The following is a 25,901-nucleotide window of genomic DNA, read 5'->3' on the forward strand; positions in this document are numbered from 1 at the left end:
GATGATCGCTCATCTGCGGGCTTTTTCTTGTCGCTTGAAGCTAGAAGCTTGCAGCGGCTTCCTTAGATCGCCCCACGCTTGCGCAGCAGATCCAGCACCTGCTTGACGCTCTCTTCCAGGGTCAGCGACTGGGTGTCGATCACCAGATCGGCGTCCAGCGGCACGTCATACGGGAAGGACTCACCGGGGATGTTGTCGCCGGCAGCAGCGTACAAACCTTGCGGATCACGCTGGGCGCAGACGATTGGCGAGGCCTGGACATAGACCGTCAGCAGACGTTCCTTGCCGATCAGGTCTTTGGCCTGCTCGCGCCCTTCTGCATTCGGCGCGACGAACGCGGCTAGGGTCAGCAGCCCGGCTTCGTTGAACTGACGGGCAACGTGGGCCGCACGACGCCAGTTCTCGGTACGTCCGGCACGGTCCTGTGGCAAGCCCTTGTTCAAGTCATGACGCAGGTTCTGGCCATCGAGCACGAAGACCGCACGACCCATGTCGAACAGCTTGCGTTCCACCGCATAGGCCAGCGTGCTTTTGCCAGCACCCGACAGGCCGCTGAACAGCACCGTGGCCGGTTGCTGGCCGAAGCGTTGGGCGCGCTCTTCCACCGACACATGAGCCAGTTTGCCGTGGTGCGTGCTGGTGCCGTGAGCCAGCGGCTGGGCGACGATCATGCCGGCGCCGACAGTGCCATTGGTCAGGCGATCGATGACGATGAACGCGCCGGTGGTGCGGTTGCTCTCGTAACCGTCCAGGGCGATCGGCGCATCCAGGGCGATCTTCACCTTGCCGATTTCGTTGAGCTGCAACGCGCTGGCCAGGCCTTCTTCCAAGGTGTTCACGTCGACCTTGTTGACGATGCTGGCAATCGAGCCCGGCACGTAACTGGTGGCGCGCTTGATGTCGTATTTCTTGCCCGGCAGCATCGGCTCTTCGGCCATCCACACCAACATCGCTTCGAAGCTGTCGGTGACCGGCGGCACGCTGTCGGCATGCACCAGCAGGTCGCCACGGGAGATGTCGATCTCATCTTCCATGGTCAGCGTCACTGCCTGGCCAGGGCCCGCGTGTTCCAGCTCGCCTTCGAAAGTGACGATGGACTTCACGCGGCTGCTCTTGCCCGAAGGCAGCACCACCACTTCGTCGCCCTTGTGCACGATGCCGCTGGCCAGGGTGCCGGCGAAACCGCGGAAGTTCAGGTTCGGACGGTTGACGTACTGCACCGGGAAACGCAGGTCGGTGAAGTTACGGTCGCCCGCCACTTCCACGGTCTCGAGAATTTCCATCAGCGACTGGCCGGTGTACCAAGGCGAGCGCTCGGACTTGTTCACCACGTTGTCGCCCTTGAGGGCCGACATCGGCACGAAGTGCATGCTGGTGGGCTTCATCTTCAAGCCTTCGGCGAACTTCAGATAGTCGGCCTTGATCGACTCGAACACTCCCTGGTCGAAGTCCTTGAGGTCCATCTTGTTGATGGCCACGACGATGTGCTTGATGCCCAGCAACGAGGCGATAAAGCTGTGGCGACGGGTCTGGGTCTGCACGCCGTAGCGGGCATCCACCAGAATGATCGCCAGGTCACAGGTGGAAGCTCCGGTGGCCATGTTGCGGGTGTACTGCTCATGGCCCGGGGTGTCGGCGATGATGAATTTGCGCTTGGCCGTGGAGAAATAGCGGTACGCGACATCGATGGTGATGCCTTGCTCGCGCTCGGCCTGCAAGCCATCGACCAGCAACGCCAGGTCGATGTCGTCACCGGTGGTGCCGACTTTCTTCGAATCGCGGGTAATGGCTTCCAGATGATCTTCGTAGATCATCTTGGAGTCGTGCAGCAGGCGCCCGATCAGGGTGCTCTTGCCGTCGTCGACGTTACCGCAGGTCAAAAAACGCAGCAGCTCTTTGCGCTCGTGCTGGCCCAGGTAAGCGAGGATGTCCTCGCTGATCAAATCAGATTGGTGCGACATGACAACCCCTTAGAAATAACCCTGACGTTTCTTATCTTCCATCGAGCCTGCGCCATCGTGGTCGATGACCCGGCCCTGGCGCTCGGAAGTTCGCGTCAGGAGCATTTCCTGAATGATGTCCGTCAGGCTTTCGGCCTCGGACTCCACCGCGCCCGTCAACGGGTAGCAGCCAAGGGTACGGAACCGCACTTTCTTTTTGACGATACGGGCTTTGTCTTCATCGGACAGGTGCTCGAGGATGCGCTCGTCGTCGATCATGATCAGCGTGCCGTTCTTCTCGATCACTTCGCGCTCGGCGGCGAAGTACAGCGGCACGATCGGGATACCTTCGAGGTAGATGTACTGCCAGATGTCCAGCTCGGTCCAGTTCGACAGCGGGAATACGCGGATCGACTCGCCCTTGTTGACCTTGCCGTTGTAGACGTTCCACAGCTCCGGGCGCTGGTTCTTCGGATCCCAGCGATGCTTGCTGTCGCGGAACGAGTACACGCGCTCCTTGGCGCGGGACTTCTCTTCATCGCGGCGGGCACCACCAAAAGCGGCGTCGAAACCATACTTGTCCAGAGCCTGTTTCAGGCCTTCGGTCTTCATGATGTCGGTGTGCTTGGCGCTGCCGTGAGTAAACGGGTTGATGCCTTGCGCCACGCCGTCCGGGTTCACGTGAGTGATCAGGTCCAGGCCCAGTTCTTCAACCATGCGGTCGCGGAACTTGTACATTTCCTGGAATTTCCAGCGGGTGTCGACATGCATCACCGGAAACGGCAGCTTGCCGGGGAAGAACGCCTTGCGTGCCAGGTGCAGCATCACGGCGGAGTCTTTACCGATGGAGTACAGCATCACCGGGTTATCGAACTCGGCGGCCACCTCGCGGATGATGTGGATGCTTTCCGCCTCCAGCTGTTTCAGATGCGTCAGTTTGTCGACCATGGCTACTCACGAAAACTTTCTTATGAACGGCCAGCGGGCCGTGTTCGAGCGGGGAATCCTAGCACAGCGACCTCTTCTAATCAGGGCGCCAACTAGATCGAAACAGCATATGGATATGCCTGCCGGTTCGGGCGTTGCGGTGGCCTCCGTGGGAGCAAAGCTTGCTCGCGATGACGTCGGCACATGCAATACCGCTATCGCGAGCAAGCTTTGCTCCCACAGGCCCGCTCCCACATTCAGTTCAGCGTTAGTCAGATGGGATTCGGGCAATCTATGAAGATATGCTCCAAAGCAAAGCGCCGCGCCAGGTAATCGCCCAATGCCTGCACACCATAGCGCTCGGTCGCATGGTGCCCGGCGGCGATGAAGCTGATGCCGTTTTCCCGGGCGCTGTGAAAGGTCTGCTCGGACGCCTCGCCACTGAGAAACAGATCAACCCCGGCCAGCACGGCCTGATCGATGTAGCCCTGGCCTCCGCCCGTGCACCAGCCGACCCGGCGGATCATCTGCTCGCCTTCGATCAACAAAGGTTCGCGGCCCATGACTTCCTGCACTTTACGGGCGAAGTCCCGAGGCGTCATCGGTTCGGACAAGGAGCCCACCAGGCCGACGACCTTGGGGTTGTCCGGGTCCAGCGGCCCTTCGACGGTAATGTCCAACTGGCGAGCCAATTGCACGTTATTGCCCACCTCGGCATGCAGATCCAGCGGCAAGTGGTAGGCCAGCAGACTGATATCGTGCTTGAGCAAGGTTTTGAGGCGACGTTGCTTCATGCCGGTGACGCACGGATTTTCGCCTTTCCAGAAATACCCGTGATGCACCAGCACCAGATCAGCGTCAGCCTCCACTGCAGCATCGAGCAATGCCTGGCTGGCGGTGACACCGCTGACTATGCGCGTCACCTGAGGGGCGCCTTCGACCTGCAAACCGTTGGGGCAGTAATCGGCAATCCTGGCGGCGGCCAGGTAACGATCCGCTTCTTCTACCAGGGTGTTCAGGGCTACGGCCATGAAAAGACTCCTAAATATCCCGTTCAGAGGCGCGCGCGGCCTCGTATAATGCGCGACATTATGGGCGGTCTCACACCGCCTGCAACCTTTGTAGGACGTGCTTAATGCTCAAGGCGCTGCGTTTTTCCGGCTGGCCTCTGTTGGCCGGCGTGCTTGTCGCTCTACTGATTATCCAGCGTTATCCGGAGTGGGTCGGCCTACCGAGCCTCGACGTCAACCTGCAGCAGGCACCACAGACCAAGGCACTGCAACAAGGGCCGGTGTCCTACGCCGATGCCGTGACGATCGCGGCACCGGCCGTGGTCAACCTGTACACCACCAAGGTCGTCAACAAATCCAGCCATCCCCTGTTCGAAGACCCGCAGTTCCGGCGCTTCTTCGGCGACAACTCACCCAAGCAGAAACGCATGGAGTCGAGCCTGGGTTCGGGCGTAATCATGAGCCCTGAAGGTTATATCCTGACCAACAACCACGTCACCAGCGGCGCCGACCAGATTGTGGTGGCGCTCAAGGATGGTCGCGAAACCCTGGCCCGGGTGATCGGCAGCGACCCGGAAACCGACCTTGCGGTGCTGAAGATCGACCTGAAGAACCTGCCGGCCATCACCATTGGGCGTTCGGACAGCATCCGCATCGGCGATGTCACCCTGGCCATCGGCAACCCCTTCGGCGTCGGCCAGACCGTGACCATGGGCATCATCAGCGCCACTGGGCGCAATCAGTTGGGCCTGAACAATTACGAAGACTTCATCCAGACCGATGCCGCGATCAACCCCGGAAACTCCGGCGGCGCGCTGGTGGATGCCAACGGCAATCTGACCGGGATCAACACGGCGATCTTCTCCAAGTCCGGCGGCAGCCAGGGCATCGGTTTTGCGATTCCGGTGAAGCTGGCCATGGAAGTGATGAAGTCCATCATCGAACACGGCCAGGTGATTCGGGGCTGGCTGGGTATTGAAGTGCAGCCGCTGTCCCAGGAGCTGGCGGAGTCCTTCGGCCTGTCCGGGCGTCCCGGGATCGTGGTAGCAGGCATTTTCCGCGATGGCCCGGCCCAGAAGGCCGGCCTGCAACTGGGCGACGTGATCCTGAGCATCGACGGCGAACCCGCCGGTGACGGCCGTCGCTCGATGAACCAGGTGGCGCGGATCAAACCCACCGACAAGGTCGCCATCCAGGTGATGCGCAACGGCAAGGAGCTCAAGCTCACCGCAGAAATCGGTTTGCGCCCACCGCCGGCACCGGTGGTGGTGAAGGAAGAAGAGTAACTGCGCGATAGCAACGGCCTTGCTGGCCAAGGGTCCCTTGTGGTGAGGGAGCTTGCTCCCTCGCCACAAAAACCGTGTTCGCCTCGGTTATTTTAGTCGGCCAGGAATAGCATAAATTCTCATTAGTAGTGTTATATTGTTTCAATACTAAAAATTGGAACAAGATAACATGTCATCTCTAAAACGGATTTCCCTCGCCAGCCTGGCCTTGGGTCTGCTGGGTGACCCGGTGATCGCCGAGGAAATCCAGCCGATGGAACTGGACGCCATCAACGTCTCTGCCGACTACGAATCCCCTACCGGGCCGGTGACAGGCTATCGCGCCACTCGCTCCGCCAGCGCCACCAAAACCGACACCGCCCTGCGGGACATCCCGCAATCGATCAGTGTGATCCCCGCCAGCGTCCTCAATGATCTGGGCAGCACCAACGTCGAACGGGCCCTGGAATATGCCGGCGGCGTGTCAAAGCAAAACAACTTCGGCGGCCTGACACTCTACGAATACAGCGTGCGTGGCTTTACCACTTCGGAGTTCTACAAGGACGGCTTCAGCGCCAACCGCGGTTATCCGAGTACGCCGGATGCGGCCAACATTGAACGCATCGAGGTGCTTAAAGGACCGGCGGCCAGCCTGTACGGGCGCGGCGACCCCGGCGGTACGGTGAACATCGTCACCAAGAAGCCCCAGCCCGAAGCCTTCACCACCCTGCAAACCAGCGCCGGCAGTTGGGATCGCTACCGCACCGCGCTGGACGTCAACACACCACTGGACGCTGAGGGCAATCTGCTGTCGCGGGTCAACCTGGCGGTCGAGGACAATCACAGCTTTCGCGATCACGTCCAGAGCAAGCGCGTCTTCGTCGCCCCCTCCCTCAGTTGGCAACTGAGCCCCGATACGCGCCTGCTGGTGGAAAGTGAAATCGTGCGTCACAGCTCAACGTTCGATCGCGGCATCGTGGCGCCGAACAACCGTTGGAGCGGTGTTTCCCGCTCGACCTTTTTGGGCGAACCCAACGACGGCGACATCGACAACCACAACAACATGCTCCAGGCGGCCCTCGAACATCAGCTCAACGACGCCTGGCAACTGCGCCTGGCCAGCCATTACAAACAGGGCGAACTCTGGGGCTTCGCCTCCGAAGCGCGGCCGCTGAACGCCGACGGTCGTACGGTGAACCGCCGCTACCGCGAGCGCGACAACAATTGGCACGACAGCATTACCCAGCTTGAATTACGCGGGCTGTTTGACCTCGGGCCCTGGCAGCACGAATTGCTGATCGGCACCGAATACGAGGACTATCGCAAGAACGAGCGCGTGACCACGATCAACGGTGGCACTTACCCCATCGACATCTATCAACCGGTCTATGGCCAGCCGAAACCTGATGGTCAACGTACCGGCACCGATTTTTTCGAGCGTGTGAAAAGCCGTGCGCTGAATCTTCAGGACCAGATCGTCTTCACCGACAAACTGCGGGGCATGCTCGGCGTGCGTTATGAGCATTTCGAGCAGAGCATTGACGATCACACCACGCAGCTCACCAGCCGCCAGCGTCATGACACCTTCACGCAACGGGCCGGCCTGCTGTACCAACTGACACCCGAGGTCGGACTGTTCGCCAACGCCTCCACCTCGTTCAAGCCCAACAATGGCCTGGATGCCGGGGGCAAAACCTTCGATCCAGAGGAAGGCGTTGGCTATGAAGTGGGGATCAAGAGCGAGCTGTTCGATGATCGCCTGAGCACCACTCTGGCGGCGTTCCATATCGAAAAGGAAAACGTCCTGGCGCGGGACCCGGCCACAGACTCCAACCGCGCCATGGGCAAGGCCCGCAGCCAGGGACTCGACCTGCAGGTCACCGGGCAGGTAACTGACGCCATCCGGGTGATCGGCGCCTTCGCCTACATCGATGCCGAAGTGACCAAGGGTGACGAAACCATTCCCACTGGCAGCCGGATTCTTGGCGTCGCCAAGCACAGCGGCAGCCTGCTCGGCGTCTACGAATTCCAGGACGGCCACCTGCGCGGCTCCGACGTGGGTGCGGCATTTACATACGTCGGGGATCGCTCCGGCGAAGCCGGCAAGGACTTCGAACTGCCGGCCTACCACACCGTGGATCTGCTGGCCCATTACAAAGCCAGCGACAACGTCACCGTGGGCCTGAACCTGAACAACGTCTTCGACGAAAAATACTACGAGCGCTCGTACAGCAACTACTGGGTCAACCCCGGCGAGCCGCGCAACTTTACCGTCAGCCTCACCCTTGATCTGTAAAAAGGAAAATCAATGAAATACCCCAAGACCTTCGCCCTTCTCAGCCTGTTCCTGGCCACCCAAGCCTCAGCCCATGGCCTGTGGACCGAACAACGGCGCGGCAACATCGAAGTGATCTACGGCCACGGCGCCGAGGACAATGCCTTCAAGGCGCAGAAAATCAGCGGTGCGTGGGCCTATGACCTGGGCGGCAAGATGATCCCGGTCACCGTCGAACGCTTGCCCGACCATGCTCGCTTGCAACCCCTCAAGCCACCGGCCGTGATGGCCGTGGAACTGGACAATGGCATGTGGTCCCAGACCGCTGACAAGAAATGGATCAACGAAGGCCGCACGAAGGTGCCCGGGGCGATTGAATCGACCCACACCTTCAAGTACAGCCTGGCGATCTACGAGCCGGGAGCGAAGTTGCCGAAACTTGATCAGGTCAAGTTCCTGATCCTGCCGGAAGTCGACCCGCTGACCGTAGGCCCGGGCCAGTCACTGCCGGTACGGGTGCTGCTGGACGGGAAACCGGCCGCCGGGGTGAAGCTGGTGGGTGATTACCGCAGCGCACCGGACACTGTATCAGCAGAAACCGACGCCGAAGGCCGGGCCAAGGTGCTGGTGCGTAACGAAGGGTTGAATGTGATCGCCGCGCAGATGGAAATTGCGCTCAAGGACAACAAGGACGTGGCGACGCGCGGGGTGTTCACCTCGCTGACCTTCCTGGGTGAAGAGCATCACGAGTAAGGCCCAACAACTATGGGAGCGAGTCTGCTCGCGATGGCGGTGGATCAGCCAGATGGATGTTGACTGACACTACGCCATCGCGAGCAGGCTCGCTCCCACAGGGTGCCTCTGCTGGTTACAAAATTTGTATTCGCAACGACTCTACTGTGGGAACGAGCCTGCTCGCGATAAGGCCATCAGCCCCCTTCCTTAACTTTAGAGTTCACCCAGGGCATCGATCAGCGCCTGGTTCTGCTCCGGCGTGCCGATGCTGATCCGCAGGAATTGGGCAATCCGCTCCTGCTTGAAGTGCCGCACGATCACGCCTTGTTCGCGCAATTTCGCCGCCAGCCCTGCCGCATCGTGCCGGGGGTGACGGGCGAAGATGAAGTTGGCCGCCGAAGGCAACACGTCAAAGCCCTTGGCCTGCAACTGCGCCACCACCCATTCACGGTGCTCGATGACCAACCGGCAGGTCTGCTCGAAATACTCCCGATCGTCGAACGCCGCCGCGCCCCCGACATTCGCCAGGCGATCCAGCGGGTAGGAGTTGAAGCTGTTCTTGATCCGCTCCAGCGCTTCGATCAGGTCCGGATGGCCCACCGCCAGCCCCACCCGCAACCCTGCCAATGAGCGGGACTTGGACAGGGTCTGGGTCACCAGCAGGTTCGGATAGCGGTCCACCAGACTGATGGCGGTCTCGCCGCCGAAGTCGATATAGGCTTCATCAACCACCACCACCGAGTCCGGACTGGCCTTGAGGATCTGCTCGACCGCTTCCAGGGCCAGCAGGCAGCCGGTGGGAGCGTTCGGATTGGGGAAGATGATCCCGCCGTTTGGTTTGGCATAGTCCGCCGGGGCGATCTGGAACTGCGCGTCCAGCGGCACTGCGTCGAACTGGATGCCGTACAGCCCGCAATACACCGGATAAAAGCTGTAACTGATGTCCGGGAACAACAGTGGCTGATCGTGCTGCAGCAGCCCGTGGAAAATGTGCGCCAGCACTTCGTCCGAACCGTTGCCCAGGAACACCTGGTTGCTCTGCACACCGTAATAGCGGGCCACGGCGCTTTTCAGCAGATCGCTGTTGGGGTCCGGGTACAGGCGCAGGTTGTCGTTCAGCTCGGTTTGCATCGCCGCCAGGGCCTTGGGCGACGGGCCGTAGGGGTTCTCGTTGGTGTTGAGCTTGACCAGGCGGGTCAGCTTCGGCTGTTCGCCCGGCACGTAAGGCACCAGGTTCTTGACGAACGGGCTCCAGAATTTACTCATTTCAGTTTCCCCTGCCCTTCAATGGAGCGCTCATCAAGGATGCGGTATTCGGCACTGCGGGCGTGGGCGCTCAGCGACTCGCCACGGGCCAGCACCGAAGCGGTCTTGCCCAGTTCGGACGCACCTTGCTCGGAGCAGAAGATGATCGACGAACGCTTCTGGAAGTCATACACCCCCAGCGGCGACGAGAAACGCGCCGTACCGGAAGTCGGCAAGACGTGGTTGGGACCTGCACAATAGTCACCCAGGGCTTCGCTGGTGTGGCGGCCCATGAAGATCGCACCGGCGTGGCGGATCTGCGGCAGCCAGGCCTGCGGGTCAGCGACCGACAACTCCAGGTGCTCCGGCGCGATGCGGTTGGCGACCTCGATGGCCTGTTCCATGTTCTCGACCTTGATCAGCGCGCCACGGCCGTTGATCGAGGTGTTGATGATCTCGGCGCGGTCCATGGTCGGCAGCAGCTTGTCGATGCTGGCAGCCACTTTGTCGAGGAACTCGGCGTCCGGGCTGACCAGGATCGCCTGGGCGTCTTCGTCGTGCTCGGCCTGGGAAAACAGGTCCATGGCGATCCAGTCCGGGTCGGTCTGGCCGTCGCACACCACGAGAATTTCCGAAGGCCCGGCGATCATGTCGATGCCGACCTGACCGAACACGTGGCGCTTGGCGGTGGCGACATAGATATTGCCTGGCCCCACCACCTTGTCGACCCGCGGCACGCTCTCGGTGCCATAGGCCAGCGCAGCCACGGCCTGGGCGCCACCAATGGTGAACACCCGGTCCACCCCGGCGATGCAGGCAGCGGCCAGCACCAGTTCATTGATTTCGCCGCGCGGGGTCGGCACCACCATGACCACTTCGGTCACGCCAGCGACCTTGGCTGGGATCGCGTTCATCAACACCGAGGATGGATACGACGCCTTGCCACCCGGCACGTACAGACCGGCGCGGTCCAGCGGCGTGACCTTTTGGCCCAGCACCGTGCCGTCGGCTTCGGTGTAGCTCCAGGAGTCCTGTTTCTGCCTCTCGTGATAGTCGCGCACCCGCGATGCGGCTTTTTCCAGGGCTTCGCGCTGCGGCACCGTGATCCGGGTCAGGGCCAGTTCCAGGCGCTCGCGCGGCAGGATCAGATCAGCCATGGACGCCACTTGCAGGCCATCGAATTTCTGGGTGAATTCCACCAAAGCTGCATCGCCACGCTCGCGCACAGCCTTGATGATGTCCAGCACCCGCTGATTGACCGAGTCGTCAGACACACTTTCCCAGCTCAGCAGATGATCCAGATGATGTGCGAAATCCGGGTCGGCAGCGTTGAGTCGGCGAATCGAAGTGGGAGCGGTCATAGCGAGGGCCTCATTAATGGCAAATGCTCAGGCGCCCTAAGCTACCAGTCCATTCGCGTGGGCACCTGAGAAAATTGGCTATGACACGGATAGACGGGCGCGACTCAAGGTCGCGCAGGTGAATCAGCCGCGGTGTCGCGATTCCACTGCCTTGCGCAGGGTATCGATCAAAGCCTGGATACGGGCGTGCTGCATTTTCATCGAAGCCTTGTTGACGATCAGCCGGGAGGTGATGTCGGCAATGAAATCCTGGGGCTCCAGGCCATTGGCCCGCAGGGTGTTGCCGGTGTCGACCACATCGATGATCTTGTCCGCCAGGCCGATCAGCGGCGCCAGCTCCATCGAACCGTACAACTTGATGATATCGACCTGACGGCCCTGCTCGGCGTAATAACGCTTGGCAATGTTGACGAACTTGGTCGCCACCCGCAAACGGCCCTTGGGCTCTGGCGCACCGACTTTGCCGGCGGTCATCAGCTTGCAGCGGGCGATCCGCAGGTCCAGGGGCTCGTACAGGCCCTGGCCGCCGTACTCCATCAGCACGTCCTTACCGGCAACGCCCAGGTCGGCGGCGCCATGTTCAACGTAAGTCGGAACATCGGTGGCGCGCACGATCAGCAAGCGCACATCGGCTTGAGTCGTGGGAATGATCAGCTTGCGGCTCTTGTCCGGATTCTCGGTCGGCACGATGCCCGCTTCAGCCAGAAGCGGCAAGGTGTCATCAAGGATGCGGCCCTTGGACAGTGCAATGGTCAACATGGGAAACGTCAGTCCTTATCAAGGTACTCATGCCCGGTCGCAAGCGGCGCCGGACACACATCGAGGGTGTTACCACCCTCGACCTGAAACGAAATCAACAGGCGCGTCCCTGCGCCCATGCAGCCGGACCTAGCCCGGTACGCGACGGATCTTGGCGCCGAGCATCTGCAGTTTCTCTTCGATGCACTCGTAACCACGGTCGATGTGGTAGATACGGTCGATCAGGGTGTCGCCTTCGGCAACCAGGGCCGAAATCACCAGACTGGCCGAAGCCCGCAGGTCGGTGGCCATCACTGGCGCGCCCTTGAGTTTTTCGGTACCGGTCACGATGGCGGTGTTGCCTTCGACCTGGATCTTGGCGCCCATGCGGTGCAGTTCGTAGACGTGCATGAAACGGTTTTCGAAGATCGTCTCGATCACCGCACCGGTGCCTTCGGCAATGGCGTTGAGGGAGATGAACTGCGCCTGCATGTCGGTCGGGAACGCCGGGTACGGGGCGGTCCGCACGTTGACGGCTTTAGGCCGCTTGCCGTGCATGTTCACTTCGATCCAGTCTTCGCCGCAGGTGACTTCGGCACCGGCTTCCTTGAGTTTCTCCAGGACGGCTTCAAGAATGGTCGGATCGGTGTCCTTGACCTTGACGCGGCCACCGGTGACAGCAGCAGCCACCAGATAGGTGCCGGTTTCGATCCGGTCCGGCATCACTTTGTAAGTGGCCGAATGCAGGCGCTCAACACCATCGATGGTGATGGTATCGGTGCCGGCGCCGCTGATCTTGGCGCCCATGGCGATCAGGAAGTTCGCCAGGTCGACCACTTCAGGCTCGCGAGCGGCGTTTTGCAGCACGCTGCGGCCCTTGGCCAGTGCGGCCGCCATCATGATGTTCTCGGTACCGGTCACACTGACGGTATCGAAGAAGAAGTGAGCGCCGCGCAGGCCGCCTTCAGGCGCCTTGGCCTTGATGTAGCCACCCTCGACGTCGATCACCGCACCCATGGCTTCCAGGCCGCGGATATGCAGGTCCACCGGACGCGAGCCGATGGCGCAACCACCCGGCAAGGCAACTTCGGCTTCACCAAAACGGGCGACCATCGGTCCCAGTACCAGAATCGACGCACGCATGGTCTTCACCAGTTCGTACGGGGCGATCAGGGTCTTGATGGTGCGCGGGTCGATCTCGACGCTGAGCTTTTCGTCGATCACCGGTTCAATGCCCATGCGACCGAACAGCTCGATCATGGTGGTGATGTCGTGCAAGTGCGGCAGGTTCGCCACGGTCACCGGGCCATCGCACAGCAACGTCGCGGCCAGGATCGGCAGGGCGGAGTTCTTTGCCCCGGAGATGCGGATTTCGCCATCAAGACGAACGCCGCCGGTAATAATCAGTTTATCCATAAGAATCTCGACGCCCTTGGGCTCAGGTGCGCTCGGCCCAGGCCGCGCGGCTGAAAAATTTCATAGTGACCGCATGGATGCTGCCATCGGCGATCCACGGGTTCAAATGGGCATAGATCTGCTGCTGACGCTTCACCGGGCTCAACGCCGCCAGTTCATCGCTGATCACGTTCAGCTGAAAGTTGCAGCCTTCGCCCTCAACTTCAATGACAGTTTCGGGCAGCTTTCCTTCAAGGAAGCTCTTCACTTCTACGGCCTGCATGCTCAACCTCTATCGGCGCCCTGTGCGCACGGGTCGCACATCATACAAAAAAGCCCCGCGCCTGCGAACCCCGCGAAGCAGGACTCTGACGGGGGGCTTTTTCAGGGATGTGGGTCAGGAGTGCACCAATAGTTCGGTCAGTTCGCTGACCTGGGCTATTTCGCGCATGTCTTCGGGCATCCCACGGATGCTCCAGGTTTTTCCGGCAGCTTTGGCGTCACGCATGAAGCACAGCAGCAGGGACAGGCCGACACTGCTGGACTTCTGCACCGCCGAGCAGTCAATGACCAGCTCTGCGGCGCCGGCGGAGCCGATCAGCGCCTGGCCCTGCTTGCGCAAGACCGGGCCAGTGCGATAGTCCAGCACGCCACTGAGCAACAGCTCGCCAGATTCGCCCAAACGAACGGCCGACTCACTCGCCAACTCACTCATTGCGCCTGCTTCTCTTGAGCATCCTGGGCAACTTCCTTGGCCTTGGCGACTTCACCGGCCCAACCGTCTATGGTTTTGTCCAGATCATTGCCGTTTTGCTGCATCGCATCAGCGAACTGATCGCGGAACAGCTTGCCGATGTTGATGCCATTGATGATCACGTTACGCACCCTCCACTCGCCGTTGATTTTCTCGAGTGTGTAGGACACAGGGTAAATGGCGCCGTTATTGCCCTTGACCTGCATATCGACGCTGGTGCGGTTGCCGCTTTCGTCCTTGGCCGGCGAAACGGTGATGCCCTGGTTGTTGTATTCGAGCAAGGCGTTGCCGTAGAACTGCATCAGGCTGCGCTTGAAGTTTTCCTGGAAGCGCGTCATCTGCGCCGGGGTCGCCTTGCGCGAGTACTTGACGGTCATGATGCTTCGGGAAATACCGTCGGCATCCACCACGGGACCGACGATGCCGTTCAGCGCGTCGTAGAACGCCCCCGGATCCTGCTTGTATTTCTCTTTGTTGGCGGCCAGGTCTGCCAGCAACCGGGTGGTAGTGTCCTGGATGATTTCATGGGCCGAAGGCGCGGCCACGGCGTTGGCCATCAGCGGCAGCGCCGCGAGCAGCACCAACAGGCTACGTCGCAAGATAGAGATCATTCAAAAGCTCCTCATTTGGCGTCTTTGCTAACGGTATTGAGCAGGAATTTACCGATCAGGTCCTCAAGCACCAGCGACGACTGCGTATCGTGGATGGTCCCGCCATCCTTGAGCAAAGCTTCTTCACCGCCAACGCTGATACCGATGTATTTCTCGCCCAGCAGCCCAGCAGTGAGGATCGATGCAGTGGAGTCAGTCGGCAGGTTATCCACGCGCTTTTCCAGCTGCAGCGTCACCCGACCGGTGAAACTGTCGCGGTCCAGATCGATTGCCGTGACCTTGCCGATGGTTACACCAGCCATGGTCACTTTGGCTCTGACCGTCAAACCGGCGATATTGTCAAAATAAGCATAAAGTTTATAAGTGTCGGTGCTTGCGGTCGGCGCCAGGCCACTGACCCGCAGGGCCAACAACAGCAAAGCCAGGATGCCAGCCAGCAAGAAAAGGCCGACACCGATTTCCAGGGTGCGGTTTTGCATCAGAAATCTCCAAACATCAAGGCGGTCAGAATAAAGTCAAGGCCCAGGACCGCCAGCGAGGCGTACACCACGGTCTTGGTTGTGGCACGGCTGATCCCCTCTGACGTGGGCTCACAGTCATAGCCTTGAAACACGGCGATCCAGGTCACCACGAAAGCGAATACGGCACTTTTGATAACGCCGTTGAGCACGTCGTCGAGAAAATCGACACTGTTCTGCATGTTGGACCAGTAGGAACCTTCATAGACCCCCAGCCAGTCTACAGCCACCCACGAGCCGCCCCAGATCCCCACGACGCTGAAAATGATCGCCAGCACCGGCAGGGAAATGAAACCGGCCCACAGGCGCGGGGCAATGATGTACTTGAGCGGGTCGACACCGATCATTTCCAGACTGGACAACTGTTCGGTGGACTTCATGTTACCGATTTCGGCCGTCAGCGCCGAACCGGCACGCCCGGCAAACAGCAGCGCGGTCACCACAGGTCCCAGCTCACGCAACAATGTCAGCGCGACCATCTGTCCAACCGCCTGCTCCGAACCGTAGCTGGACAAGATGTTGAACCCCTGCAGCGCCAGGACCATACCGATGAAGATCCCGGAGACCACGATGATCACCAGGGACATCACGCCCACCGAGTGCAGTTGCTTCACCAGCAGCCCAAACCCGCCACCCGTCGTGTTGCGGCCCAGCAGGGCATGCATCAGAAACAGCGAGGAACGGCCCAGCACTGCCACCACATCGATGCCGGAACGACCAAACAGGCGAACTCTTTCTATCAGTGATTTCTTGCGCATCAGCGCTTCCCCAGCAGATCGGTGCGATAATCCGTGGCCGGAAAATGGAACGCCACAGGCCCGTCCGGATCACCCTTCATGAATTGACGAATGCGCGGGCTGTCCGAGGCCTTCAATTCCTGGGGCGTACCCTGCCCCAGCACCTGGCCATCGCCGATCACGTAGATGTAGTCCGCAATGCTGGCGGTTTCGGCCAGGTCGTGGGATACCACAATGCTGGTAATACCCAGCGCATCGTTGAGCAGACGGATCAGGCGCACCAGCACGCCCATGGCGATCGGGTCCTGGCCGACGAAGGGTTCGTCATACATGAGGATCTTCGGATCAAGGGCAATCGCCCGGGCCAGGGCGACGCGGCGCTTCATGCCACCAGACAGTTCGTCCGGCATCAAGTCCAGGGCGCCCCGCAGCCCGACCGCCTGCAATTTGAGCAGGACGATGTCGCGAATCATCTCTTCCGGCAGGTCGGTATGGACCCGCAAGGGGAACGCCACATTCTCGAACACGTCGAGATCGGTGAACAATGCGCCGCTCTGGAACAGCACGCCCATGTGCTTGCGCGCATCGAACAGATCGCTGCGCGACAGCTTTGGAAGATTCTGCCCATTGACCCAGACTTCGCCGGCACTGGGGCGCAACTGTGCACCCATCAGCCGCAACAGCGTGGTCTTGCCGCACCCGGAAGGCCCCATGATGCCGGTGACCTTGCCACGGGGAATGCGGATATCGATGTCATTGAAAATGCTGCGCGCCCCTCGCTTGAAGGACAATCCCTTCAGCTCGACCGCGTAGGCGTTGTCGGCACTCATCTAAACTCCTTGCGATGCAGCCTCACATCCGAATGCCCTGGCCAACCGACAAACGCCGGACTGCCGGGCACCCGAACCGGCGGCGAACTATATCACTGCAACACCCAAGCGCCCAAGGCCCAAGCCCGCGCCCGTTCAGTCCGGATACAGCTAAAAGAAGAGACTTTGTATCAAGTCATGTGAATCGCTCGAACAAAGCATGACGAACTAACGTGAGGGAATTGTTCATTGCCGCTATAATCGCCGCCTTTTCATCGAGCCATACGATCTCTGACATGAACCAAACCAGCGACCTGATTCAATCGGCACAACGTACCATCCGCCTCGAGCTCGAAGCCGTACAAGGCTTGCTGCCCCATATCGACGCTGATTTCGTACGTGCCTGCGAGATGATTCTGGCCAGCAAGGGTCGGGTGGTCGTGGTCGGCATGGGCAAGTCCGGACACATCGGCAACAAGATCGCCGCCACCCTGGCCAGCACCGGCACTCCGGCATTTTTTGTCCATCCGGCCGAAGCCAGCCACGGTGACATGGGCATGATCACCCGGGAAGACATCATCCTGGCCCTGTCCAACTCTGGCTCCACCAATGAGATCATCACCCTGCTGCCGCTGATCAAGCGCCTGGGGATCCAACTGATCAGTGTCACTGGCAATCCGGATTCGCCCCTGGCCAAAGCCGCCGAGGTCAATCTCAATGTTCATGTCGAGCACGAAGCTTGCCCGCTGAACCTGGCGCCGACCTCTTCCACCACCGCCACCCTGGTCATGGGTGATGCCCTGGCCGTGGCGCTGCTGGAAGCCAGGGGGTTTACCGCTGAAGACTTCGCGTTCTCCCACCCCGGCGGAGCCCTGGGCCGTCGCCTGCTGTTGAAAGTGGAAAACGTGATGCACGCAGGTCAGGAGCTGCCACAGGTGCCACGCGGCACGCTGCTCAAGGATGCACTCATGGAAATGACCCGCAAGGGTCTGGGCATGACGGTCATTCTCGAAACTGACGGCAAACTCGCCGGGATCTTCACCGACGGCGACCTGCGTCGCACCCTGGACCACCCGATCGACATTCACAGTACGACCATCGAGCAGGTCATGACCCCCCACGGCAAGACTGCCCGCGCCGAGATGCTCGCCGCCGAGGCCTTGAAAATCATGGAAGACCATAAGATCAGCGCCCTGGTGGTGGTCGACGACGAAGACCGCCCAGTGGGCGCCCTGAACATGCACGACTTGCTGCGTGCGGGAGTCATGTAAATGAACACAGACCTGCTGCAACGTGGCAAAGCGATCAAACTGGCCGTGTTCGACGTGGACGGCGTCCTGACCGACGGCCGCCTTTATTTCCTCGAAGACGGCAGCGAATTCAAGACCTTCAACACCCTCGACGGCCAGGGCATCAAGATGCTGATGGCCGCCGGCGTGCAGACCGCCATCATCAGTGGCCGCAAGACCCCAGTGGTCGAGCGGCGCGCGAAGAACCTCGGCATCCCCCACCTGTATCAGGGACGAGAAGATAAACTGGTGGTGCTGGACGAGCTTCTGGGGCAACTCAACCTAAGCTATGAACAGGTCGCCTACCTCGGTGACGACCTGCCGGACCTGCCGGTGATTCGTCGGGTCGGCCTGGGCATGGCGGTGGCAAACGCGGCCGGCTTCGTGCGCGAGCACGCCCACGGCATCACCACGGCGCGAGGCGGCGAAGGGGCCGCTCGTGAATTCTGTGAACTGATCCTGCGCGCCCAAGGCCGCCTCGAGGCGGCCAACGCCGCGTATCTGTGAGCCATTTATGCTAAGCAAGAAAATTCGCACCATCGTGGTGTTCGGCTGCATCGCAGCGATTTTCGCGGCGGTCGGCTATTGGAACATCAGCCCGGAACGCTTCCTCGACCGCCCTGCGGTCAAGGTCCAGGAAAATGATATCGACTGGTATGCGACCAACACGCATACCCTGCAATACCTGCCCGATGGCAAAGTGCAGTATGAAATGACGTCCGACAAAGTCGACCACGTCAAGGCCAGCGAAATCACACTGGTCACCAAGCCAGACCTGAACATGTTCAGGGGCACCGAGTTTCCGTGGCACGTGCAGAGCGAACGCGCCGAGGTCAATCCCGACGGCACCGAAGTGGAACTGATTGATTCGGTACGCATCGCCCGGACCGATGAGAAGAACCGTACGACCATCATTACCAGCAGTCGTATGACAGTCTTCCCGCAGCGAGAATATGCGCAGACCGAGCAACCCGTTAGAATCGACGGCGCCGGTGGTGTGTCGACCGGCACGGGAATGAAAGCGTATTTGAAGGAAAGCAGGATACACCTGCTATCGAACGTAAGAGGACAGTATGAAGCTCGCTAAAACCCTCCCTATTTTGCTCAGTCTGGGCGCAGCACTGGGAAGCGCGAGCGCCTGGGCCCTCCCCACCGATCGCGACCAGCCTATCCGCATCCAGGCCGACGACGCCCAACTGGACGACAAGAACGGTGTAGCCACCTATAAAGGTGACGTGATCATCACCCAGGGTTCGATGAAGGTCACCGGCAACACCGTGACCATCACCCGCACCCAGTCCGGCGACATCGACGTCGTCACCTCGGTGGGCAATCTGGCCTACTTCGAGCAGATGCAAACCGCGGGCGACACCAAGCCGGTTCAAGGCTACGGGGTAACCATTCAGTACCACGCCGCCAAAGACCGCGTGGTGCTGATCGATCGCGCCAAGGTCGTCGACAAGGACAACAACATCACCCAGGGCGAGAAAATCGTCTACGACACGGTCAAGAAGCTGGCCAGCGCCGGTCGCGCCACTGGCAGCAAGGTCACCGAGCAGCGTCCACGGATCGACATGGTCATCCAGCCGAAAAAGAAAACCGACGAGCAGAAGGCCCAGTAATGGCAACTCTGAAAGCTCAGCACCTGGCCAAGAGCTACAAGAGCCGCCAAGTCGTGCGTGATGTCAGCCTGTCCATCGACAGCGGCCAGATCGTCGGCCTGCTCGGCCCCAACGGCGCGGGCAAGACCACTTGTTTCTACATGATCGTCGGCCTGGTTCAGGCCGATCAGGGCCGCGTCCTGATCGACGACCTGGACGTCAGCCACCAGCCGATGCATGGCCGGGCGAAGGCCGGTATCGGCTATCTGCCGCAAGAAGCGTCGATCTTCCGCAAACTGTCGGTTGCCGACAACATCATGGCGATCCTCGAGACCCGCAAGGAACTCGACAAGGCCGGTCGCCGCCAGGAACTGGAAAGCCTGCTGCAGGAATTCCACATCAGCCACATCCGCGACAACCTGGGCATGAGCCTGTCCGGTGGCGAACGGCGCCGCGTGGAAATCGCTCGCGCCCTGGCCACCGCACCGAAATTCATCCTGCTGGACGAACCATTCGCTGGCGTGGACCCGATTTCGGTCGGCGACATCAAGCAGATCATCCACCATCTCAAGGCCAAGGGCATCGGCGTATTGATCACCGACCACAACGTTCGCGAGACGCTGGATATCTGTGAAACCGCCTATATCGTCAATGATGGCCAGTTGATTGCCGAAGGCGACTCCGCGACCATCCTGGCCAATGAACTGGTCAAGGAAGTGTATTTGGGCCATGAGTTCCGCCTGTAAGCGAAAAGTGTCTGGTCAATCACCTCGGCGTCGCTAATTTTATTACGTGACGCCCTAGGCAAACACTTCAGTTTCAGGCATATAATTTGCTTAAGTTTGGCGCTTCGGCGCCCTGTAGTGGATGGCGCATGTGCGCCGGCGAATAAGGTGTTAAGCCCCAGCCATGAAACCATCGCTAGTCTTGAGAATGGGCCAGCAGCTGACGATGACACCGCAGCTGCAACAGGCCATCCGCCTGCTCCAATTGTCGACCCTGGACCTGCAACAGGAAATCCAGGAGGCCCTGGAGTCCAATCCGATGCTCGAACGCCAGGAAGAAGGCGACGACTTCGACAACACCGATCCGCTGGCCGATAACGTCGAGCAAAAGACCAACACCGAAATCCCGGAACCGTCCTATCAGGAAGCCGCCCCGACGGTGGATAACCTTGAGGATGGCGAATGGAATGAACGCATCCCCAACGATCTGCCCGTGGATACTGCCTGGGAAGACGTCTACCAGACCAGCGCCAGCAGCCTGCCCAGCAGCGATGACGACGAGTGGGACTTCACTACCCGCACCTCCACCGGCGAAAGCCTGCAGAGCCACTTGCTGTGGCAACTGAACCTGGCGCCGATGTCCGATACCGATCGTCTGATTGCCGTGACCCTGATCGACTGCATCAACAATCAGGGCTACCTGGACGAGACGCTTGAAGAAATCCTCGAGGCCTTTGACCCCGAGCTGGACATTGAGCTGGACGAAATCGAAGCCGTCCTGCACCGCATCCAGCAGTTCGAACCCGCCGGCATCGGTGCTCGCAACCTGGGCGAGTGTCTGCTGTTGCAACTGCGTCAGTTACCCGCCAAGACGCCTTGGCTGGCCGAAGCCAAGCGACTGGTCACCGATTACATCGACTTGCTGGGCGGTCGCGACTACAGCCAGTTGATGCGTCGCATGAAGCTCAAGGAAGATGAACTGCGCCAGGTGATCGAGCTGGTCCAGAGCCTCAACCCGCGCCCTGGTTCACAGATCGAGTCCACCGAACCCGAATACGTGGTTCCCGACGTGATCGTGCGCAAGCACAACGACCGCTGGCTGGTGGAACTGAACCAGGAATCGGTGCCCAAGCTGCGGGTCAACGCCCAGTACGCCGGCTTCGTAAAGCGCGCGGACACCAGCGCCGACAACACCTTCATGCGCAACCAGTTGCAGGAAGCGCGCTGGTTCATCAAGAGCCTGCAAAGCCGCAACGAAACCCTGATGAAAGTAGCCACCCAGATCGTCGAGCATCAGCGCGGCTTCCTGGAGTACGGCGACGAAGCCATGAAGCCGTTGGTCCTGCACGACATTGCCGAAGCAGTGGGCATGCACGAGTCGACGATTTCGCGGGTGACCACCCAGAAATTCATGCATACCCCCCGCGGCATTTATGAACTGAAATACTTTTTCTCCAGCCACGTCAGTACCTCCGAAGGCGGTGAATGCTCGTCCACAGCCATCCGCGCGATCATCAAAAAACTGGTGGCCGCGGAAAATCAGAAAAAGCCGTTGAGTGACAGCAAGATCGCTGGTTTACTGGAGGCACAAGGCATTCAGGTGGCCCGCCGTACCGTCGCCAAATACCGTGAATCCCTCGGGATCGCACCTTCGAGCGAACGCAAGCGGTTGATGTAACAGGCCACGCCACAGCGTTCCAGTGGCAGGCATTTCTGCCTGCCGCTTTATGCACTGGCAACGAAGGAGAAGCTGTATGCAAGTCAACATCAGTGGACACCAACTGGAAGTGACCGAACCTCTTCGCGAATACATCGGCGAAAAACTCGAACGATTGGAGAGGCATTTCGACAAGATCACCAACGTGCAAGTCACGATGAACGTCGAGAAGCTGCTGCAGAAAATCGAAGCCACGTTGCATATCCCCGGCGGAGAGGTGGTTGCCAATGCTGCGCATGAAGACATGTATGCCGCGATTGACCTGCTGACCGACAAGCTGGATCGCCAACTCAAAAAGCATAAGGAAAAGACCCAGAGCCTCCTCCAGGGCGCGACCGGTCGTTAACCCCCCTAATCCATGATCCGACTAGAATCCATCCTGACCCCCGGCCGTTCCCAGGTGAACGTGCCGGGTGGCAGTAAAAAGAAAGCCCTCGAACAAATTGCCAACCTGATCCACCGAGAGGTACCGGATCTGGAAATGCAGGATGTCTTCGAGGCCCTGTTTGCCCGTGAAAAACTGGGCTCCACCGGCTTTGGCAACGGTATCGCCATTCCCCATTGCCGCCTCAAGGCCTGTACAGCGCCGATCAGTGCGTTGCTGCACCTTGAAGCACCCATAGATTTCGACGCCATCGACGGCGCACCGGTCGACCTGCTGTTTGTACTGCTGGTACCGGAAGCGGCGACCGATGCGCACCTTGAGCTGCTGCGCCAGATCGCCAGCATGCTGGACCGCAAGGAAGTGCGCGAGAAATTGCGCAGCGCGCCGAGCAACGAAGCCTTGTATCAGGTTGTCCTGGACGAGCAGAACGGTCATTAAACATGCGCATGATCATTGTCAGCGGACGCTCCGGCTCCGGTAAAAGCACGGCGCTTAACGTGCTTGAGGACAGCGGCTACTACTGCATCGACAACCTGCCGGCCGGCCTGCTGCCGGAACTGGCCGAGCGCGCCCTGATCCATACCGAACTGGCGCAACCGCTGGTGGCTGTCTCCATCGATGCACGTAATCTGCCGAGCCACCTGTCGCGGTTCCCGGAGCTGCTCGCGGAAGTGCGCAATCGGCACATCCAGTGCGATGTGCTGTATCTGGATGCCGATGAGGAGACGCTGCTCAAGCGTTTCTCCGAAACCCGTCGGCGTCATCCCCTGAGCAACGCAAGCCGCTCCCTGGCCGAAGCCATTCATGACGAGAGTCAGCTGCTGGGGCCGATCGCCGACCTGGCGGACCTGAAGGTCAATACCACCCACCTGAACCTGTATCAACTGCGCGACACCATCAAGTTGCGTCTGCTGAACCAGCCGGAACCGGGTACGGCATTTCTGGTGGAGTCGTTCGGCTTCAAGCGCGGAATGCCGGTAGACGCCGACCTGGTGTTCGATGTGCGCTGCCTGCCCAATCCTTATTGGAAACCGGAGCTGCGCGAACAATCGGGGCTCGACCAGCCGGTGATCGACTACCTGGCCGCCCAGCCGGATGTCGAGGAAATGTACCAGGACATCTCCAGCTACCTGCTCAAATGGCTGCCGCGCTTTGCCGCGAGCAACCGCGCCTACGTCACGATTGCCATTGGCTGTACCGGTGGCCATCACCGCTCCGTCTACCTGACCGAACGATTGGGTCAGCTCCTGCAACAGTCCCTGAAGAACGTCCAGGTTCGCCACCGCGACCTCAGCTAAAGGATTCACATCGCGATGCCCGCTCTGGAAATTGAAATCATCAACAAGCTGGGCTTGCATGCCCGCGCGTCAGCCAAGTTCGTCGGTGTGGCAGGTCAGTTTCCTTGCGAGATCCTCGTGGGCCGTGACCCCGAGAAAATGATCAATGGCAAAAGCATCATGGCCATGATGATGCTGGCAGCCGGCCAAGGCACCAAAATCCATCTGCGAACCGAAGGTGAACAGGAGCAGGAGGCGCTGGATGCGTTGGTGGGGCTGATCAACAACTACTTCGATGAAGGCGAATAGCCTCAAGCTCTGAAGCAGATTCATTGTGGCGAGGGGATTTATCCCCGCTGGGGTGCGAAGCAGCCCCAAAACCTGACACGGCGATGAGTCAGGCAGTTTGAATGGGGGCGCTTCGCACCCCAACGGGGATAAATCCCCTCGCCACAAGGTTCCTCTAAATATAAAAAGGCGCGTCATCCACTTGGATGACGCGCCTTTTTTACTGCGCTGAAGGTCAGCTACCCGCTACCGTCATTCGCTCGATCAACACCGAGCCGGTGCGGATGTTGCTGCGCAGTTCCAGGTCGTTACCCACCGCCAGGATCTGCTTGAACATATCGCGCATGTTACCGGCGATGGTGACTTCCTGGACGGCAAACTGAATCTCGCCGTTCTCGACCCAGAACCCCGCCGCGCCGCGAGAATAGTCCCCGGTGACCATGTTCAGGCCATGACCCATCAGTTCCGTCACCAGCAGGCCACGGCCCATGCGACGCAGCAAGGCCGCCTGGTCCTCTTCGCCATGGGTCACGAACAGGTTATGCACGCCACCGGCATTGGCGGTGCTGGGCATGCCGAGCTTGCGACCGGAATAGGTGCCGAGAATATAGGACACCAGTTCGCCATTCTCCACGAATGGCTTGGCGTAGGTGGCCAGGCCATCGCCGTCGAAGGCCGAGCTGCCCATGGCCTGCATCAGGTGCGGACGCTCATCGATGGTCATCCACTCCGGGAACAGTTTCTGGCCGAGTGCCCCTTCGAGAAACGATGATTTGCGATACAAATTGCCGCCGGAGACCGCCGACAAAAAGCTGCCAAACAACCCGCCGGCCAGTTCGGCGGCAAACAGCACCGGCACTTCACAGGTCGGCACCGGCCGCGCACCCAAGCGGCTGGCCGCCCGCTGCGCGGCTTTGCGGCCAATACTCACCGGATCTGCCAGACGATTGCCCTGGCGGTTCACGTCATACCAGTAGTCGCGCTGCATCTGGCCGTTGGCTTCGGCGATCATGACGCAACTGAGGCTGTGCCGGGTCGACGCATAACCACCGATAAAACCGTGGCTGTTACCGTATACACGGCAGCCCTGATGGGTATTGAGGGTCGTGCCGTCGGCGTTTTTGATTCGCGGGTCGGCGTCGAAAGCCGCCGCTTCACAGCGCAACGCCTGCTCGATGGCTTGTTCCGGGGTGATCTCCCAGGCGTGGAACAGGTCGAAGTCTCGCAGTTCCTTGCACATCAGCGCAGCATCGGCCAGGCCCGAAGCTTCGTCCTCGGAGGTGTGCTGGGCGATCGCCAGCGCAGCGGCAACGGTTTCACGAATGGCGTCAGGACCACTGGCCGACGTGCTGGCCGAGCCCTTGCGCTGGCCGGCGTACAACGTGATGCCAAACCCTTGGTCGCGATTGAATTCGACAGTCTCCACCTCGCGCTGGCGAACCGATGTCGACAAACCTTGTTCCAGAGAGACCGCCACCTCACACGCGCTGGCGCCCTGTCGCTTGGCTTCGGCAAGGATCTGCTCGACTTGTTCCTGCAGTGCCGGCAATGCTTGCGGGCCGACGCTCTGAACTGCACTCATGGTGTATCTCCACTCAAATTCTGCTTTCGGTCAGGGTTTGTACGAATAGTGCCTTCGCGACTTTGCGTACAAACCTGAGGCCTTCGAGCGACCGGGCCGGACAAGCGGCCCCCGACTGGTTATCATGGCGGCGTTTCTTTGCGGACTGCCACCATGGTTGATTCTTACGACGACTCCCTCTACGAGGGTGAAAAAAGCAAATCCCAGGTCAAACGCGAGCTGCATGCTCTGGTTGACCTCGGCGAGCGCCTGACAACACTCAAGCCTGACTTGCTGGCCAAACTGCCTCTGACCGACGCCTTGCGCCGGGCCCTGGCCGATGCGCCCAAGCACACCGCGAATATCGCGCGTAAACGGCACCTGCAATTCATCGGCAAACTGATGCGCGACCAGGACACTGACGCCATCCTGGTTCTGCTCGATCAACTCGATGCCTCTACCCGGCAGTACAACGAACGCTTCCATAACCTGGAGCGCTGGCGCGATCGCCTGATCGCAGGCGATGACGGCGTACTGGAAAAATTCGTCATCGACTACCCGGAGGCTGACCGTCAGCAACTGCGCTCCCTGATCCGTCAGGCCCAGCACGAGTTGGCGCAAAACAAGCCACCGGCCTCGAGCCGTAAAATCTTCAAATACATTCGTGAGCTGGACGAAACTCAACGCGGCCTGCGCTGAGTAACGACCGTGGGTGGAGGCCTCGCACTCCACCCAGCG

28 protein-coding genes are annotated in these 25,901 nt (G+C 60.2%); 14 read left to right on the forward strand and 14 right to left on the reverse strand.

The genetic code is table 11. The features are described 5' to 3' along the window. Window positions 1–62: 62 nt before the first annotated feature. The 3 genes from cysN to PSH91_RS22400 all read right to left on the reverse strand — a co-directional run bounded on the left by cysN (window position 63) and on the right by PSH91_RS22400 (window position 3,898). Window positions 63–1,961, reverse strand: coding sequence for a sulfate adenylyltransferase subunit CysN (gene cysN / locus PSH91_RS22390; RefSeq protein ID WP_305466785.1), 1,899 nt, complete (start codon window positions 1,959–1,961; stop codon window positions 63–65). A 9-nt stretch (window positions 1,962–1,970) separates the two neighbouring features. Next, complete coding sequence (gene cysD, locus PSH91_RS22395) at window positions 1,971–2,888, reverse strand: sulfate adenylyltransferase subunit CysD (RefSeq protein ID WP_003178041.1); 918 nt, start codon at window positions 2,886–2,888, stop codon at window positions 1,971–1,973. A 251-nt stretch (window positions 2,889–3,139) separates the two neighbouring features. Continuing rightward, entirely contained in the window at window positions 3,140–3,898 is a 759-nt protein-coding gene (locus PSH91_RS22400) for a Nif3-like dinuclear metal center hexameric protein (protein WP_047228650.1), read from the reverse strand. A gap of 104 nt (window positions 3,899–4,002) precedes the next feature. Between PSH91_RS22400 and algW the strand changes: the two genes are divergently transcribed. The 3 genes from algW (at window position 4,003) to PSH91_RS22415 (ending at window position 8,170) form a co-directional block, all read left to right on the forward strand. Beyond that, window positions 4,003–5,163, forward strand: coding sequence for a Do family serine endopeptidase AlgW (algW, locus tag PSH91_RS22405; RefSeq protein ID WP_047228651.1), 1,161 nt, complete (start codon window positions 4,003–4,005; stop codon window positions 5,161–5,163). Window positions 5,164–5,332: 169 nt separating this feature from the next. Continuing rightward, window positions 5,333–7,438 (forward strand): TonB-dependent siderophore receptor, encoded by a 2,106-nt coding sequence (locus PSH91_RS22410; RefSeq protein WP_305466787.1) that lies wholly within the window; start codon window positions 5,333–5,335, stop codon window positions 7,436–7,438. 12 nt (window positions 7,439–7,450) lie between these two features. After that, a complete protein-coding gene (locus PSH91_RS22415) occupies window positions 7,451–8,170 on the forward strand; it encodes a DUF4198 domain-containing protein (RefSeq protein WP_047228653.1) in 720 nt (239 codons plus the stop codon). A gap of 195 nt (window positions 8,171–8,365) precedes the next feature. On the opposite strand, the gene hisC is transcribed toward PSH91_RS22415, so the two are convergent. The 10 genes from hisC to PSH91_RS22465 all read right to left on the reverse strand — a co-directional run bounded on the left by hisC (window position 8,366) and on the right by PSH91_RS22465 (window position 16,341). After that, the gene (gene hisC, locus PSH91_RS22420) at window positions 8,366–9,418 is read right to left on the reverse strand and encodes a histidinol-phosphate transaminase (RefSeq protein WP_305466789.1); all 1,053 of its coding nucleotides are present in this window, start codon (window positions 9,416–9,418) and stop codon (window positions 8,366–8,368) included. Further along, window positions 9,415–10,758 (reverse strand): histidinol dehydrogenase, encoded by a 1,344-nt coding sequence (hisD, locus tag PSH91_RS22425; protein ID WP_047228655.1) that lies wholly within the window; start codon window positions 10,756–10,758, stop codon window positions 9,415–9,417. Before hisD ends, hisC begins: the two co-directional genes overlap by 4 nt. Window positions 10,759–10,881: 123 nt before the next feature. After that, complete coding sequence (gene hisG, locus PSH91_RS22430; RefSeq protein ID WP_047228656.1) at window positions 10,882–11,517, reverse strand: ATP phosphoribosyltransferase; 636 nt, start codon at window positions 11,515–11,517, stop codon at window positions 10,882–10,884. Window positions 11,518–11,646: 129 nt separating this feature from the next. Next, complete coding sequence (gene murA / locus PSH91_RS22435; RefSeq protein WP_018614024.1) at window positions 11,647–12,912, reverse strand: UDP-N-acetylglucosamine 1-carboxyvinyltransferase; 1,266 nt, start codon at window positions 12,910–12,912, stop codon at window positions 11,647–11,649. A 22-nt stretch (window positions 12,913–12,934) separates the two neighbouring features. Next, window positions 12,935–13,174: a BolA family protein gene (locus PSH91_RS22440; RefSeq protein ID WP_047228657.1), complete on the reverse strand. Its 240-nt coding sequence runs from the start codon at window positions 13,172–13,174 to the stop codon at window positions 12,935–12,937. A gap of 114 nt (window positions 13,175–13,288) precedes the next feature. After that, window positions 13,289–13,606, reverse strand: a complete 318-nt coding sequence (locus PSH91_RS22445; RefSeq protein WP_047228658.1) for a lipid asymmetry maintenance protein MlaB — start codon at window positions 13,604–13,606, stop codon at window positions 13,289–13,291. Beyond that, entirely contained in the window at window positions 13,603–14,256 is a 654-nt protein-coding gene (locus PSH91_RS22450) for a phospholipid-binding protein MlaC (protein ID WP_107321880.1), read from the reverse strand. The genes PSH91_RS22445 and PSH91_RS22450 overlap by 4 nt, the downstream gene beginning before the upstream one ends. An 11-nt stretch (window positions 14,257–14,267) precedes the next feature. After that, window positions 14,268–14,735: an outer membrane lipid asymmetry maintenance protein MlaD gene (gene mlaD, locus PSH91_RS22455; protein WP_047228660.1), complete on the reverse strand. Its 468-nt coding sequence runs from the start codon at window positions 14,733–14,735 to the stop codon at window positions 14,268–14,270. Beyond that, the gene (gene mlaE / locus PSH91_RS22460) at window positions 14,735–15,532 is read right to left on the reverse strand and encodes a lipid asymmetry maintenance ABC transporter permease subunit MlaE (RefSeq protein ID WP_047228661.1); all 798 of its coding nucleotides are present in this window, start codon (window positions 15,530–15,532) and stop codon (window positions 14,735–14,737) included. Before mlaE ends, mlaD begins: the two co-directional genes overlap by 1 nt. After that, complete coding sequence (locus PSH91_RS22465; protein WP_047228662.1) at window positions 15,532–16,341, reverse strand: ATP-binding cassette domain-containing protein; 810 nt, start codon at window positions 16,339–16,341, stop codon at window positions 15,532–15,534. The genes mlaE and PSH91_RS22465 overlap by 1 nt, the downstream gene beginning before the upstream one ends. A 275-nt stretch (window positions 16,342–16,616) precedes the next feature. Here PSH91_RS22465 and PSH91_RS22470 point away from each other — a divergent pair, with 275 nt between their 5' ends. From PSH91_RS22470 to PSH91_RS22515, 10 genes are all read left to right on the forward strand, one after another. Next, complete coding sequence (locus PSH91_RS22470; protein ID WP_076383563.1) at window positions 16,617–17,591, forward strand: KpsF/GutQ family sugar-phosphate isomerase; 975 nt, start codon at window positions 16,617–16,619, stop codon at window positions 17,589–17,591. After that, window positions 17,592–18,116, forward strand: coding sequence for an HAD family hydrolase (locus PSH91_RS22475; protein ID WP_047228664.1), 525 nt, complete (start codon window positions 17,592–17,594; stop codon window positions 18,114–18,116). Window positions 18,117–18,123: 7 nt separating this feature from the next. Continuing rightward, a complete protein-coding gene (lptC, locus tag PSH91_RS22480; RefSeq protein WP_047228665.1) occupies window positions 18,124–18,696 on the forward strand; it encodes an LPS export ABC transporter periplasmic protein LptC in 573 nt (190 codons plus the stop codon). Beyond that, a complete protein-coding gene (gene lptA / locus PSH91_RS22485) occupies window positions 18,683–19,231 on the forward strand; it encodes a lipopolysaccharide transport periplasmic protein LptA (protein ID WP_076383562.1) in 549 nt (182 codons plus the stop codon). The genes lptC and lptA overlap by 14 nt, the downstream gene beginning before the upstream one ends. Continuing rightward, a complete protein-coding gene (gene lptB, locus PSH91_RS22490; RefSeq protein ID WP_047228667.1) occupies window positions 19,231–19,956 on the forward strand; it encodes an LPS export ABC transporter ATP-binding protein in 726 nt (241 codons plus the stop codon). Before lptA ends, lptB begins: the two co-directional genes overlap by 1 nt. Window positions 19,957–20,119: 163 nt before the next feature. After that, window positions 20,120–21,613, forward strand: coding sequence for an RNA polymerase factor sigma-54 (locus tag PSH91_RS22495; RefSeq protein WP_160893408.1), 1,494 nt, complete (start codon window positions 20,120–20,122; stop codon window positions 21,611–21,613). Between the two features lie 76 nt (window positions 21,614–21,689). After that, the gene (gene hpf / locus PSH91_RS22500; RefSeq protein WP_047228669.1) at window positions 21,690–21,998 is read left to right on the forward strand and encodes a ribosome hibernation-promoting factor, HPF/YfiA family; all 309 of its coding nucleotides are present in this window, start codon (window positions 21,690–21,692) and stop codon (window positions 21,996–21,998) included. A gap of 12 nt (window positions 21,999–22,010) precedes the next feature. After that, the gene (ptsN, locus tag PSH91_RS22505; protein WP_047228670.1) at window positions 22,011–22,475 is read left to right on the forward strand and encodes a PTS IIA-like nitrogen regulatory protein PtsN; all 465 of its coding nucleotides are present in this window, start codon (window positions 22,011–22,013) and stop codon (window positions 22,473–22,475) included. A 2-nt stretch (window positions 22,476–22,477) separates the two neighbouring features. Next, window positions 22,478–23,335 carry an RNase adapter RapZ gene (gene rapZ / locus PSH91_RS22510; RefSeq protein ID WP_047228671.1) on the forward strand — a complete coding sequence of 286 codons (858 nt, stop codon included), beginning with the start codon at window positions 22,478–22,480 and terminating at the stop codon, window positions 23,333–23,335. 15 nt (window positions 23,336–23,350) lie between these two features. Next, window positions 23,351–23,623, forward strand: a complete 273-nt coding sequence (locus tag PSH91_RS22515; protein WP_047228672.1) for an HPr family phosphocarrier protein — start codon at window positions 23,351–23,353, stop codon at window positions 23,621–23,623. A 214-nt stretch (window positions 23,624–23,837) separates the two neighbouring features. Here PSH91_RS22515 and pmbA read toward each other — a convergent pair whose 3' ends face one another. After that, window positions 23,838–25,184: a metalloprotease PmbA gene (gene pmbA, locus PSH91_RS22520; protein ID WP_305466794.1), complete on the reverse strand. Its 1,347-nt coding sequence runs from the start codon at window positions 25,182–25,184 to the stop codon at window positions 23,838–23,840. 153 nt (window positions 25,185–25,337) lie between these two features. Between pmbA and yjgA the strand changes: the two genes are divergently transcribed. Then, window positions 25,338–25,862, forward strand: a complete 525-nt coding sequence (gene yjgA, locus PSH91_RS22525) for a ribosome biogenesis factor YjgA (RefSeq protein WP_003197830.1) — start codon at window positions 25,338–25,340, stop codon at window positions 25,860–25,862. The last annotated feature ends 39 nt before the right edge of the window (window positions 25,863–25,901 follow it).

The sequence above is a fragment of the Pseudomonas sp. FP1154 genome, from assembly GCF_030687245.1.
GTDB classification, from domain to species: domain Bacteria; phylum Pseudomonadota; class Gammaproteobacteria; order Pseudomonadales; family Pseudomonadaceae; genus Aquipseudomonas; species Aquipseudomonas rhizophila.